At 67.3% G+C, this 13,882-nt stretch carries 11 protein-coding genes and 1 tRNA gene; 8 read left to right on the top strand and 4 right to left on the bottom strand.

Going from position 1 to position 13,882, the window contains the following annotated elements:
• The first annotated feature begins 4 nt into the window (after nucleotides 1-4).
• From MJ603_RS05840 to MJ603_RS05865, 6 genes are all read left to right on the top strand, one after another.
• Nucleotides 5-778 (top strand): pseudouridine synthase, encoded by a 774-nt coding sequence (locus MJ603_RS05840; RefSeq protein WP_308220572.1) that lies wholly within the window; start codon nucleotides 5-7, stop codon nucleotides 776-778.
• A complete protein-coding gene (locus tag MJ603_RS05845; RefSeq protein WP_243062758.1) occupies nucleotides 775-1,881 on the top strand; it encodes a prephenate dehydrogenase in 1,107 nt (368 codons plus the stop codon). Before MJ603_RS05840 ends, MJ603_RS05845 begins: the two co-directional genes overlap by 4 nt.
• Nucleotides 1,878-2,615 (top strand): (d)CMP kinase, encoded by a 738-nt coding sequence (gene cmk / locus MJ603_RS05850; protein ID WP_243062759.1) that lies wholly within the window; start codon nucleotides 1,878-1,880, stop codon nucleotides 2,613-2,615. The genes MJ603_RS05845 and cmk overlap by 4 nt, the downstream gene beginning before the upstream one ends.
• A complete protein-coding gene (gene der / locus MJ603_RS05855; protein ID WP_243062760.1) occupies nucleotides 2,608-4,128 on the top strand; it encodes a ribosome biogenesis GTPase Der in 1,521 nt (506 codons plus the stop codon). The genes cmk and der overlap by 8 nt, the downstream gene beginning before the upstream one ends.
• Before the next feature lie 415 nt (nucleotides 4,129-4,543).
• The gene (locus MJ603_RS05860) at nucleotides 4,544-6,865 is read left to right on the top strand and encodes a glycosyltransferase family 2 protein (protein ID WP_243062761.1); all 2,322 of its coding nucleotides are present in this window, start codon (nucleotides 4,544-4,546) and stop codon (nucleotides 6,863-6,865) included.
• Nucleotides 6,862-8,442, top strand: coding sequence for a chitinase (locus MJ603_RS05865; protein ID WP_243062762.1), 1,581 nt, complete (start codon nucleotides 6,862-6,864; stop codon nucleotides 8,440-8,442). The genes MJ603_RS05860 and MJ603_RS05865 overlap by 4 nt, the downstream gene beginning before the upstream one ends.
• 10 nt (nucleotides 8,443-8,452) lie before the next feature.
• On the opposite strand, the gene MJ603_RS05870 is transcribed toward MJ603_RS05865, so the two are convergent.
• Nucleotides 8,453-9,835: a DUF2252 domain-containing protein gene (locus tag MJ603_RS05870; RefSeq protein WP_243062763.1), complete on the bottom strand. Its 1,383-nt coding sequence runs from the start codon at nucleotides 9,833-9,835 to the stop codon at nucleotides 8,453-8,455.
• Nucleotides 9,836-9,978: 143 nt separating this feature from the next.
• Nucleotides 9,979-10,569, bottom strand: coding sequence for a GNAT family N-acetyltransferase (locus tag MJ603_RS05875; protein WP_243062764.1), 591 nt, complete (start codon nucleotides 10,567-10,569; stop codon nucleotides 9,979-9,981).
• A 184-nt stretch (nucleotides 10,570-10,753) separates the two neighbouring features.
• Between MJ603_RS05875 and MJ603_RS05880 the strand changes: the two genes are divergently transcribed.
• Nucleotides 10,754-10,827 (top strand) — tRNA-Pro (locus tag MJ603_RS05880).
• 112 nt (nucleotides 10,828-10,939) lie between these two features.
• Here the strand turns inward: MJ603_RS05880 and MJ603_RS05885 are convergent.
• Complete coding sequence (locus tag MJ603_RS05885) at nucleotides 10,940-11,770, bottom strand: helix-turn-helix transcriptional regulator (RefSeq protein WP_243062765.1); 831 nt, start codon at nucleotides 11,768-11,770, stop codon at nucleotides 10,940-10,942.
• A gap of 102 nt (nucleotides 11,771-11,872) precedes the next feature.
• Here MJ603_RS05885 and MJ603_RS05890 point away from each other — a divergent pair, with 102 nt between their 5' ends.
• A complete protein-coding gene (locus MJ603_RS05890; RefSeq protein ID WP_243062766.1) occupies nucleotides 11,873-12,553 on the top strand; it encodes an SDR family NAD(P)-dependent oxidoreductase in 681 nt (226 codons plus the stop codon).
• A gap of 63 nt (nucleotides 12,554-12,616) precedes the next feature.
• Here the strand turns inward: MJ603_RS05890 and MJ603_RS05895 are convergent, their stop codons facing one another.
• Nucleotides 12,617-13,699, bottom strand: coding sequence for a hypothetical protein (locus tag MJ603_RS05895; protein WP_243062767.1), 1,083 nt, complete (start codon nucleotides 13,697-13,699; stop codon nucleotides 12,617-12,619).
• Nucleotides 13,700-13,882 lie beyond the last annotated feature (183 nt).

The following is a 13,882-nucleotide window of genomic DNA, read 5'->3' on the forward strand; positions in this document are numbered from 1 at the left end:
CCGGGTGGCGACGGGGGGCTCCGAGTCGGGGGGCTCGGAGACGGGCGAACGCCTGCAGAAGGTGATGGCGGCGGCGGGCGTGGCATCCCGCAGGGTGAGCGAGGAGCTCATCGTCGCGGGCCGCGTGAAGGTCAACGGCACAGTGGTCACCACGCTCGGACGCCGCATCGACCCCGAGAACGATGTGCTCGAGGTGGACGACAGCGTCGTGCAACTGGACGCATCGAAGCAGTACGTGATGCTCAACAAGCCCACCGGCGTCGTCAGCTCGATGCACGACGACCGCGGCCGGCCAGACCTGCAGAGCTTCGCCGAACAGTACGAGGAGCGTCTGTTCAACGTGGGGCGCCTGGACTTCGACACCAGCGGGCTGCTGCTGCTCACGAACGACGGTGCGACGGCGAACGTGCTCGCGCATCCGTCGTTCGGCGTGACCAAGACGTACATCGCGACGGTACGAGGGAGTGTCATGCCCGGCACTCTGCAGCGCCTCACGCGGGGCATCGAACTCGAAGACGGACCGATCCAGGCCGACAGGGCGAAGCTGGTGCAGGCATCCGGTGGCTCGAGCATCGTCGAGGTCACACTGCACTCGGGGCGCAACCGAATCGTGCGGCGCATGCTCGACGAGGTGGGGCATCCGGTGACCGCATTGGTGCGCAGGCAGTTCGGGCCGCTGCACCTGGGAACCCTGAAGTCGGGGGCGACCCGTGAGCTGACTAAAATCGAACTCGGCCAGGTGCTCACTCTTGCCAGGCCGAAATCGGAGCGAACGTGAATCAGAACCCCGCCGCGCGCGTCGGCGGCAGCGTCCGCGTCGTGGGAGCCGGCCTGCTGGGTGCGTCGATCGGGCTGGGCCTTCGCGCACGCGGCGTTGACGTGATCCTCGCTGACGCCTCGCGCGCCGGTCTGCACCTCGCCGTCGACTACGGCGCAGGGCGCATCGCGAGCGAGGGCGACGATCCGCAGCTGATCGTGGTGGCGGTGCCGCCGGATGCAACGGCATCCGTCGTCGCGTCCGAACTGATCGCCTATCCGAACGCAACGGTGACGGATGTCGCGAGCGTGAAGGTCGCGCCTCTTGCAGAACTCGAGGGGCCCGGCTCCGAGCTGAGCGCGGCCGATCTGGCCCGCTACGTCGGCTCGCACCCGCTCGCCGGACGCGAGCGCGGAGGCGCCATCTCGGCGCGCGCCGACCTCTTCATCGGCCGTCCGTGGGTGGTGTGCCCGAGGCCGGGACTCTCGCGGGAGCGGGTCGGCCTCGTTGAGCATTTGATCCTCGACCTCGAGGCGACGCCGATCACGCTGCCGGCCGATGCGCACGACGCCGCCGTCGCACTCGTCTCGCACGCCCCGCAGGTGGTGGCGTCGCTGATGGCGAAGCGACTCGACGGTGCTCCGGCCTCTGCGCTCGGCCTCGCCGGTCAGGGCGTACGCGACGTCACGCGCATCGCGTCAGGCGACCCCGAGCTGTGGGTGCAGATCCTTTCTGCGAACGCGCCGGCGGTGGTCGAGATTCTGCGGGCGTTCCGCGACGACCTCGACGAGGTGCTGGTCGCGCTCGGGGACGTGTCGGCATCCGGGGCGCGGCGCACCATCGCGCAGGAGCTCGCCGACGGAAACGCCGGTGTGGCCGGACTGCCGGGCAAGCACGGGCAGGACCGCCGCTTCGCGAGCGTGATCGTGATGGTCGACGACACTCCGGGTGAGCTCGGTCGGCTGTTCGGCGAGCTCGGCGAGATCGGTGTGAACATCGAAGACCTGAGGCTCGAGCATTCGCCTGGCGCGCAGGTGGGCCTGGCCGAGATCGCGGTGCTGCCCGAAGTGAAGACGCGCGCGATGGACGACCTGTCGGCCCGGGGATGGAGGATCGCAGGATGACCGAGGATTCGTTGTCACGCACGACGCCCTTCGTCGTTGCCGTCGACGGCCCGGCGGGGAGCGGCAAGTCCAGCGTGAGCAAGGCGGTGGCGGCTCGACTCGGCTTCGCATTCCTCGACACCGGGGCCGCGTATCGCTCATTGACGTGGTTCGCGAGGCAGCGCGGCATCGATGTGACGGATTCCGCTGCCGTCATCGATGCGATCGCCGACTTCGACTACCGTGTCGACACCGAGCCGAACAGCCAGCGCGTGCTGGTCGGCGAGACCGACGTGACGACCGCCATCCGCGATCCGGAGGTTTCGGCGCGGGTGAGTGCTGTCGCACGTGTGCCCGAGGTGCGGCTGAGGTTGAACGAGCTGTTCCGCAGCATCCTCACCGGCACCGACCACGACGGCATCGTGGCAGAGGGCCGAGACATCACCACGGTGGTCGTTCCTGACGCGCCGGCGCGAATTCTGCTCACCGCCGACCCCGAGGTGCGCGCGGCGCGCCGCGCGGGGGAGTTGGGCGGTCATTCCGCGGCGGAGGTGGCGTCGCAGTTGCATGCGCGCGACCGCGCAGATTCCCATGTGGTGGACTTCATGACGGCGGCGCCAGGCGTCACGACCGTGGACTCCACCGAGCTCGACTTCGAGCAGACCGTCGACGCAGTGATCGACGTGATCCGGGCGGCGCGTGCGGCGAATGCCGGCGCGACCGCCGACCCGTCCCGAGGAGGAACGGATGCCTGACAACAGAAACGGCGCCGAAGGCGACTTCGACGCGACCCCCGACGATCTCGCGGAACGCCTCGCGAACGTCGATGAGGATCTCGCACACCAGCGAGCGAATGTGCTTCGTGCCGGCCTGGACGACTACGACCTGGACGATTCGGACCTCGACGTGCTCGAGGCCGTCACCGAGGACCCGGATGCGATCCAGTATCTGCCGGCCCTTCCGGTGGTCGCGATCGTCGGCCGACCGAACGTGGGCAAGTCCGCGCTCGTGAATCGCATTCTCGGTCGTCGCGAGGCGGTCGTCGAAGACGTGCCGGGCGTGACACGTGACCGGGTCACGTACCAGTCGGAGTGGAACGACAAGCGCTTCACCCTGGTCGACACCGGCGGGTGGGAGCCGGACGCGAAGGGCATCAACGCCTCGGTCGCAGCCCAGGCGGAGATCGCGATCGACCTCGCCGACGTCGTGTTGTTCGTCGTCGACGCGAACGTCGGCGCGACCGCCACCGATGAGCACGTCGTGCGCCTGTTGCGCAAGACCAAGAAGCCGGTGTTCCTGGTGGCGAACAAGGTCGACGATGCGAGGCAGGAGCCGCACGCGAGCGAGCTGTGGTCGCTCGGGCTCGGCGAGCCGCACCCGGTCAGCGCCCTGCACGGCCGCGGCGTCGCCGATCTGCTCGATGAGCTCTTGAAGGTGCTGCCGACCGAGTCCGCCTATGCCCAGCGCGAGGTCGGCGGTCCGCGTCGCGTCGCGATCGTCGGCCGACCGAACGTGGGCAAGTCGAGCCTGCTCAACAAGGCTGCCGGTGAGGAGCGCGTGGTCGTGAACGACCTCGCGGGCACCACCCGCGACCCGGTCGACGAGCAGATCGAGCTGGGCGGGCGCGTGTGGCGATTCGTCGATACCGCCGGCATCCGCCGTCGTGTGCACATGGCGCAGGGCGCCGACTTCTACGCGTCGCTGCGCACCAGCACGGCACTGGAGAAGGCCGAGGTCGCTGTCGTCGTTCTGGATGTCTCGCAGCCGATCAGCGAGCAGGATGTGCGCATCGTCGACCTTGTTCTCGAGAGCGGGCGCGCCCTCGTGCTGGCGTACAACAAGTGGGACCTGCTCGACGACGAACGTCGCCGATACCTGGAGCGCGAGATCGAGCAGGATCTTGCGCACGTGTCGTGGGCGCCCCGGGTGAACATCTCCGCACGTACCGGACGGCACCTGGAGAAGCTGGTTCCGGCGCTGGAGACGGCGCTCGAGTCGTGGGATACGCGCATTCCGACCGGCAAGTTCAACGCCTTCCTTGCGGAGTTGACGGCCGCGCATCCGCACCCGGTGCGCGGAGGCAAGCAGCCGCGCATTCTGTTCGGCACGCAGGCGTCGAGCCGTCCGCCGACATTCGTGCTGTTCACCACCGGATTCCTCGACCCCGGGTACCGGCGCTACATCCAGCGCCGGCTCCGCGAGATCTACGGCTTCGAAGGCACCCCCATCGTCCTCAACATGCGCGTGAGGGAGAAGCGGCAGCGTTAAGCTGCCGCTTCCGGCGAGGCCATTTCCGGCCTCGCCGCTTCACGCGGCGAGGCCGTCTCGGCCGAGCTCGGCCAGCAGGGCGGCTCTGCCGCGCGGCCGATGAGGGAGAAGACCCCCACTACTCGACCAGCGATGGGGTAGGCAGCGCACGCTCAAGTGGCTCAAGTTGCTCAAGACACCGCAGTTTTGCCTCCGTACGTGTCCCCACCACGGGGGGAGTTTCGGACCCGTATCTGGTAGAGCACTGACGCAGGGCTCAAGATCGTCCACGGCCGGCCGGTTTTCGTGAGGGCGTCTCGTAACCTCAAGACGCGGTCGTCTACTCGAGGCTGCCATCGTTCCCACGGATGCTCGTGCATCCGTTCTGCTCGCCCTCGAGCCCTCCATTCACGCCGGACAACCGAAACGCTGCCGCATGCCTACACACCTTCAGACTGTCGCGCCGTCGCGCGCTCGCAAACGCCAGATCGGTGCTGAGAAGCGCACCCAGCCCCTTCCGTCGCAGCATCCTAAGCCGAGCGACGGCAAGATCGCACGCGGTCGTCTCGCGATCGTGCTGACGGTCGTCTTCTGGGCGGTCTATGTCATCTACACGGTCGTGCGTGACCTCGTCGACGGCGGATTCGGCAACTTCCAGTTCACGATGCAGGCCGTCGGCTATTCCGTGGTGGTCACGTTCCTGACGTTCTCGGCACTGATGTATCTGGTGGCGCGCGAGGGCGCGCTGCAACGGTTCAAGGGTCACATGCGTGTGCCGCGCGCCGAGCTCGACCGGCATTTCGCAACGACGCAACCGACTATCACTGTGCTCGTGCCGTCGTACGCGGAGGAACCGCACGTGATCCGCGCCACGCTGATGTCGGCGCTGCTGCAGGAATACCCGTCGATGCGCATCGTGCTGCTGCTCGACGACCCGCCGCGGCCGACGGCACCTGCGACGCGCGCCAAGCTCGAGGCGACGCGGGCGCTGGCATCCGAACTCGTCGACCTGTTCGCCGAACCGCGCCTGAGGACGGCGGATGCCCTTGCCTCCTTCGAGCGCGCCCGCTCGGCCGGTTTCAGGGTCGGAACGTCCGACGTTCGCACGACAGCTGCCGAGTACGCCTGGGCGGCAGGATGGCTGTACCGGCTCGCCGACGCCGAGACGGTCGACGACCACGTCGACCTCTTCTTCACGGAACAGGTTCTGCGTGCCCTCGCAGACGACCTCGCCGTCACGTCCCGCGCTCTCGACGCCGCAGCCGATGAGGGTGCGACGCTTACTGCCGAGCGGATCGCCGAGCTGTTGCGCCGCCTCGTCTGGACGTTCGACGGCGACGTGAGCGTGTTCGAGCGCAAGCTCTACGCCTCGCTGTCGCACGAAGCGAACAAGGCGATGAACCTCAACTCCTACATCGGGCTGATGAGCGGCAGCTACCGCCCGGAGCGCACACCCGCCGGCGCCGTCCTCCTCCCCGTCGCAGACGGGACGCCGGGATCGCTGGAGATTCCTGACAGCGAGTTCGTGCTGACGCTCGATGCTGACTCGATCCTGCTGCGCGAGTACTGCCTACGCCTCACGTACTTTCTGCAGCAGCCGGGCAACGAACGTGTCGCCGTGACGCAGACGCCGTACTCGTCGTTCCGCGGAGCGGCGACCCGCATCGAGCGGCTCGCGGGCGCGACGACGGACATCCAGCACATCCTGCACCAGGGATTCACGAAGTTCGACGCGACGTTCTGGGTGGGGGCCAACGCGATCATCCGCAAGCGCGCCCTCGAGGACATCGCCGAGAGCGAGTGGATCGGCGGCTTCGAGGTGAAGAGATATGTTCAGGACCGCACTGTCATCGAGGACACCGAGTCGAGTGTCGACCTCGGTGTGCACGGCTGGACTCTCGCGAACTACCCTGAGCGCTTGAGCTACAGCGCCACCCCGCCGGACTTCGGGTCGCTGATCGTGCAGCGTCGTCGCTGGGCGAACGGTGGGCTGCTGATCTTGCCGAAGCTGCGCCGTCAGGTGCGCGAGCGCAAACGCCTGGGTCAGCGCGTCTCACCCGTCGAGGTCATGCTGCGCGTCAACTACATGTCATCGATCGCGTGGGCGAGCTTCGGGCTCATCTTCCTGCTCGCGTTCCCGTACGACGGGCGCCTGCTCAGTCCCCTCGTGCTGCTTGCCGCACTGCCGTACTTCGTGGCGATGGCGAGCGATCTGCGTTACAGCGGGTACAAGGCATCCGACGTCTTCCGCATCTACGGGTTCAATCTGATTCTGTTGCCGGTCAACCTCGCCGGCGTCCTGAAGTCGCTGCAGCAGGCGCTGACGGGCAAGAAGATCCCGTTCGCTCGCACGCCCAAGGTGAAGAACCGCACGGCGTCGCCTGTGATCTACGTGATCGTGCCCGTGCTGATCATCGCCTTCTCGCTCTTCACGTTGTGGCGGGATGTCATGGCGCAGAACTGGGGCAACGCCGCGTTCGCCGCGTTCAACGCAGTCGTCGCGACGTGGGCGTTCTTCGCGTACATCGGCGTCGGGCACGCGATCGCGGATGTCTGGGTCGGCGCGACCTCCTGGCTGTTCGTTCCTAAGAAGCCGAAGCGTGCAGTGGCCGAGACTCCGGTCGAGTCCGAGCTGGACTGGCGCGGCGTGCTCTACCACGGCCAGGCCGGCGACTCCGTTCCGCTCGGTGTGCGCGCTCTGGATGACGCGGGTGTCGCCGCACATCTGGTCGATGAGACCGAGGCGGTGGCGTCGTGACGGATGTGACGGAGCAACTCGCAGAGAATGGCGAGCCGGGCCGCAGGCTGTCGTTCTGGCGTCTCACGGTTGCCGTGGTCGTGACGGCAGCGGTCATCGTCGGTGGCGCCTTCGGAGCGCAGGCCTGGGCATCCGCCAGCTCGACGTCGACGGCGAAGCCGTGGTTCGCGTCGTACGTCGACGTGACGGCAACCCCGACGTTCGCGTTCGAGGGCCTCGGCACGACCAAGGCGCAGGACGCGATCCTGTCGTTCGTCGTCTCCTCGAAGACGAGCCCGTGCACGCCGACGTGGGGTGCTGCGGACACGATGGATCAGGCATCCGCGAACCTCGACCTCGACCGTCGCATCGCACGCCTGCAGCAGCGCGGCGGGTCGATCGCGGTGTCGTTCGGCGGGCAGCAGAATCAGGAGCTCGCGGTGGGCTGCACCGACTCCGCCAAGCTGCTGGCCGCCTACCAGAGCGTGCTCGATCGCTACAAGGTGAACACGATCGACCTCGACCTGGAAGGTTCCGGCCTGACCGACCCGAACGCGGCCGCGCGGCGTGCGACGGCGATCGCCGCTCTGCAGAAGGAGCGGCGGGCATCCGGCGGAAGCCTCGCCGTGTGGTTGACGCTGCCGGTGTCGACCACGGGACTCGACGTGAACGCGACCGACACGATCGCGACGATGCTCTCGCACGGCGTGGACATCGCGGGTGTGAATGCCATGACGATGGACTTCGGTCAGAGCAGGCAGAAGGGCCAGAGCATGGTCGCCGCGGCGAGCAGTGCGCTGACCAACGTGCAGCGTCAGCTGGGCGTGCTGTACACCAGGGCGGGCACGCCGCAATCGTCCGCGACTCTGTGGCAGAAGATCGGTGTCACGCCGATGATCGGCCAGAACGACGACGCAGACGAGGTGTTCACGCTCGCTGCGGCGAAGCAGCTCAATGCGTTCGCCCGCAACCAAGGTGTCGGACGGGTCTCGATGTGGTCGGCGAACCGCGACGAGACGTGCGGGCCGAACTACGTTGACGTGAAGGTCGTATCGGATGCCTGCAGCGGTGTCGATCAGAAGGGCGTCTCGTTCGCAAGCGTTCTGAGCTCCGGATTCAACGGGCGGCTCGCGGCGGCCGCATCCCTCGTAACAAGGGCCCAGAAGCAGAAAGCGTCGGCCCAGACACCGGACAACCCGAAGACCAGCCCGTACCAGATCTGGTCGACGACGGGCGCATATCTGCAGGGCACCAAGGTGGTCTGGCACCACAACGTGTACCAGGCGAAGTGGTGGACGCAGGGCGATGTGCCCGACGACCCCGTGCTGAACTCGTGGGAGACGCCGTGGGAACTGATCGGCCCGGTGCTGCCGGGGGAGAAGCCGATCAAGCAGGCCACCCTGCCGGCCGGGTTCTATCCGGACTGGTCGGGCACGACCACCTACACTGCGGGCGAACGCGTGCTCTTCGAGGGCGTTCCGTACGAAGCCAAGTGGTGGAATCAGGCGCAGAGCCCCGCGACTGCGGCCTCGGATGCCGACAACTCGCCCTGGATTCCGCTCACCCAGTCGCAGATCGGGGCGCTCGCGGGTTCGTGATCGGACGCGCTCAGATCTCGCCCTTCTTCACCGCGCGACGCACGGTCTGGTAGTCCTCGACCGCCTGGTCCGCGTACGCGGTCGCCCACTCGACCACCGCGGAATCGAAGGCGGTGCCACCGCCGAGGTAGCCGGCGATGAACGAAGCGTTGGGGCTCTGGGCGTGGGCGCGCGCGAGAACGGTGCCACAGGCATCCACGTAGTCCGTGAACGGGCGGAAGTCGAGTGTTTCGGTGTCGATCGAGACGTTCTGATCGCGGAACTGGCGAATGTAGAACGCGTGGCCGTCCTTGGTGACATAGCCGAGAAACGGGTCGCTCACCGCCTGCAGCACGCGCTGGTTGGAGACGACGCGGTGGCCGTGCTCGTCAGCATGCTCGTGGTCGTCGAACGCGGGCGCGCGACCGGATGCCGCCCCGCCGAATTCGACTGCGACAGAGTCCGTCGCCTCCTTCACCTGCAGAACGAGCGACTCGCCGGCCGGGCCGGAGAGCACGATGATGTAGCACCGTGTGCCTACGCTTCCGACGCCCACGACGCGACGAACGGCATCCGTCGCGACGTACTGCGACAGCAGCACGGCGATGTCGGCTGGAACGGTGCTGAGATAGCTGCGTGCGATGTCGAGCACGCTCTGCTCGGTCGCCTCGGGAACGTGGGCGAGCAGCGGCGGGTTCTCGATGATGACCGTGGTGCCGTCGTCGGCGCGCCGTGTGATCTTGCGCACCACGCGTGCGGAGGTGCGGCGGGATGCCGCGTCGATCGCGTGGTTGAGCACCTTCTGCGAGCTCGCAGCGCGCTGGCCGGTATGCACGTCGGCACGAATGTAATAGCGCTCCAGCACGCTGAGCTCGGTGATCTGGCGTAGCGCGATGCGGTAGGCCGCCGCCGCCTCGAGCGCGGCCGTCTGCACCTTGGGTTCCTTGAATCCGCGCTGACGAGCGGCGATCACGACGCTGGTGACGAAGCGCTTCACGTCCCATTCCCACGGCCCGTACGCTGACTCGTCGAAGTCGTTGAGGTCGAAGACCAGCGTGCGTTCCGGTGAGGCGTAGATGCCGAAGTTGGCGACATGGGCGTCGCCGCAGATGGTCACATCGACGCCGGTGCGCGGTTCGTTGCGGAAGTCGGCGGCTTGGATGGCCGCTGACCCGCGATAGAAGGCGAACGGGTTGGCGGTCATCCGCTCGAGCCGCAGTGGTACCAGCTCGCTGACGCGGTGCGTGTGCTGCTGCTTCAGGATGCCGACGGGGTCGCGGTCCTTCGCGGGCCGATACTCCGCGTGCGCGCTTCGCGGCAGGTCGGACCGGGCGGCCTTGCCCGCCTCGAAGAGATCGGCGGCACTGTGGATGGCTTCGTGATCGAAGCGAAGACGACCGTCGTCCGAACTCATGCGTGCTCCTCGGGTGTGCTGCCGCGAGCTCTTGCCTGCAGTGCCACCGAGGCTTCGGCGGGCGCACACGCCTCGCTCCACAGGCGCATGCAGACAGCCTAGGGCGACCCGAGTTCAGAGGATGCCGCGAGTGCGACGCGACGTCAGAATCCCAGGCGCACGACCGCTCTGCTGGGCTGCGGCCGTGACGCGACTTCGAATCCCGCTGCAACGAAAAGGGAAAGCGATCCGTGATACAGATCGGCGGAGGATGCCTTCCTCTCGGCCGTGTCGATCGGGTACCCCTCGAGAACCCGGGCTCCGTTCGCCTTGGCGTGCTCGACCGCGGCGGCAAGAAGCGCTGACGCGATGCCACGCCTGCGGAAGTCGACCCGCACGACGAAGCACGTGACCGCCCACACCGACGGATCATCGTGCGATTCGGTACTGCCTTTCGCGACGATGCGACTGGTGCGCAGCCGTGGATACGCGGGACGCGGTTCGACAGCGACCCAGCCGACCGCCTCGTCATCGAGATACGCGATCAACCCTGGGACGGGACGATGGCGCGTCTGCTCTCTGAGTGCGGTCTGGCAGACGGATGCCTCCGCCGTGCGCCACTCGCTCGCCGGCAGCTTGAACCATTGGCACCAGCACGTGGACGGGTCGCCACGGGTGCCGAACACCGTCTGAACGTCATCCCACGGCACCTCATCGACCGGGACGATACGGATGTCTGTGTCTACGCTGGCCACATGCCGACCCTATGCGACACCGCCGACGGATGGCCGGTGTGCACAGCATTCCTGGTCGTCCCGGTTGGCTGGGTTGGCCGATGCGGAGGTAGTTGCTCTCGGTGTCGCGCAGCCAGGCCCTGACACGGTACGGACAGGCCCTCCGAAGCCTGTAAACTGTGCAGGGTCGTCCGGCGGACGGCAGCGGGATGTGGCGCAGCTTGGTAGCGCACTTGACTGGGGGTCAAGGGGCCGCAGGTTCAAATCCTGTCATCCCGACGGAAAAGCCCTGATGAGAAACCATTTTCATCAGGGCTTCGTCATGGTTCGAGCCGATTATCGGCGTGCTCATCGAATGTCGATCTCGCTTGTTTTGCGGCGAGGGGCATGCTCAGCCCAGAGCCTGCAGCCCCGTCACGCGCAGCAGCTCGAGCCTCGAAGCATCCTGCGAGCCGGGCACGGCGGTGTAGACCACGATGCGCAAGTCGCTGCCCGGCACGCTGAGCACATCGCAGTCGACGGTGATCGGACCCACCGTCGTGTCCCCGGCCGTCTTGCGACTCGCCTTGTGCTGCGCGACCCGCGCGGACGCCCACCGACGTTCGAACTCCGCAGAGCCAGCGCGCAAGCGCTCGACGAGCAGGGAGAGCGATGGGTCGCTCGGATACCGCCCGAGGGCCGCGCGCAGGTCGCCGACGAGATCGTCGGCGAATTCCTCGGCGTGCTCGTCGTCGTAGTCCATCGGACCCGGTCCGAGCATGAAGTGACGCCAGACCAGGTTGCGTTCCAGGCCGCGATATTCCGACGGGTCGCCGGTGAGAGCCGCCCAGAGCGGGTTCCAGAGCAGGATGTCGTGGGCGGCCGTGTAGACCGCGAGCGGTGTGTCGCTCAGCCGGTCGACGATCCGCTGGACTCCCGGAGAGATGTGACGCGGCACCAGCCGACCGGATGGCACGGCGGCTCCAGCGACCCGGTACAGGTGGTCGCGCTCGTCGTCGGTCAGTCGCAGCACCCTGGCGAGTGCGCCGAGCAGCTGCGGCGAAGGGTTCGCGGCCCGACCCTGCTCGAGGCGCACGACGTAGTCGACGCTGATGCCGGCGAGCGCGGCGAGCTCCTCGCGACGAAGTCCGGGCGTGCGGCGGCCGACTCCGGCCGGCAGCCCCGCTTGCTCGGGAGTGACGCGACGGCGCCACGATCTCAGCGCTGTCGCGAACTCGGTCACGCATCCATCGTCGCACCCCGGGCTGTCGAGAGGGTGGTACTGCCGGTCCTCCTGTCGACCGTTGCCTGGGCGTTCCCGTGCGCTGGGGTCAAGCTGGGTTCCATGACCACAACACTCATCACCGGAGCCAACCGAAGCCTCGGGCTCGAGACCGTCCGCCGCCTCATCGGGGCCGGCCATACCGTTTACGCCGGCATGCGCGACACTGCGACGGGCGACGCTGCGCGTGGTCTCGGCGCCCACCCCATTCAGCTCGACGTCACCGATCAGGCGAGCGTCGACGCCGCCATCGCGCAGCTGCCCACGCTCGACGTGCTGGTCAACAATGCGGGCATCCTCGGGGCATCGTTCGGCGTCGACGATCTCACGGCCGCGTCGCTCCAGACCGTGCTCGACACGAACGTCGTCGGCATCGTGAGGGTCACGCAGGTCGCGTTGCCGTTGTTGCGCGCGTCTGCGAACCCGGTGATCGTGAACGTCGCCTCCGGCGTGGGCTGGCCGCGGTACCTCTCGGCCGAGGGGCACGACGAGTTCCCGGTCACCGGCATCCCCTACGCCGCGTCGAAGGCAGCGATCATCGCGCTGACCGTGCAGTATGCGAAGAACCTGCCGGGCATGCGTATCAATGCGAGCGATCCGGGCTACACCGCCACGGACTTCAACCGGCACAGCGGGCACCAGACGGTGACCGAGGGAACGGATGCGACGGTCGCACTCGCGACGATCGGCATAGACGGCCCCACCGGCGAGTTTCACGACCGCAAGGGGCGCATCGTCTACTGAGCCGTTGCATCCGTGTAGCGTGCGGGTTCGAAACCGACCGAGGTGTCGCCGCGGCCGCCGTCGCTACGGCAGCCAGTAGAGCTCGATCACCTGACGGTCGTCGTCGACGAAGATCACATGCTGCGTGTTGTCGGGCATCACGTACGCCGCAGGATTGCTCCGTGCGGCAAGCGTGCCCGTACGGGCGGTCAGATCGGTCGGATGCCAGCCGGCGTCATCCTGCCAGTACTCGTGGATGTGACCGTCGACTCCGACATAGTCGACGTGCAGGCTTCCCTCGGACGGATAGAGATAACCGGTCGGCACTGTGCCGGCGCTGGGCGCCGTTCCACCCGTTGTCGCGGTGAGGTCGGAATCGTGCCAGGCGCCGTCCCAGGTGAGCTGATGGAGGTGGCCGTCCGTCGCGGTGTACGACACCACCTGCACGAAGCCGGGATCGTTGGCGAACCCGAACGGCATCCCCGTGGTCTGAACTCGCGCCCCGGAAGCGAGCGTGAGGTCGTTGTGCCGAAACCCGCCGGACGGGCCCTTCCAGAGCTCGTGTACGTGACCGTCGCTACCGGCGTACACGATGTGGTGCGTCTGTTGGGCTGTGAACCCATACGCCGTTGGCGGAAGCATCGGATGCGAACCCGCCATATACGGCGTCAGGTCGCTGTCCAACCACCCGAAGTCCTCCTCCATGTCGAGGAAGCGCAACGTATTGCCGGAGCGGTAGACGATGTGTTGGCCTGCCTCGAAGCTGTAGCCGAACGGCTGGTCGATCAGCGGGAACTGTCCGTCTGTGAGCTGATGGTGGTGCTTGTCATCGTCCCACCAGATCTCCTGTACCTTCTTGTCTGCCCCGACGCCCGGCTGGAGACCCTGGTAGACGACATGCTGCGTGGCGCCGCCCGGCTCATCGGCGTAGACGTAGCCGCTCGGGACGCCGTCGATCAACGGGGCGTCCGCCTGGGCGGTGAGGTCGTTGTGATGCCACTGCCCGTCCCACCACAGTTCGTGTACTTGGCCGTCGCCTGCGCCGTCACCGAACCCTTGGTAGAGAACGTGCTGGGTCTTCTGCTGCGTGTACGCGTAGGCCGACGGACTGAAGATCGCGGGCGGCGCGCCCGTGCGTGCGGTCAGGTTGTTGCTCATCCATGTCATGACGACCACCTCCGTGCGCCGGGATCCGGCCCTGTGCGTGCCGGGCAACCGGCTTGCAATGACACCGTTAAGGAGGCGTCGAGAGCGTGACTGATACGTGCGCGGGATCGCGCTCGGAGAAGGCTTCGTCGTCATCGAGTGCCTCGCGGCCGACGTTGGCGGCGACCCGGATTCCGGTGGTGA

It is taken from the genome of Humibacter sp. RRB41 (assembly GCF_022761015.1).
Classification (GTDB): Bacteria; Actinomycetota; Actinomycetes; order Actinomycetales; family Microbacteriaceae; genus Humibacter.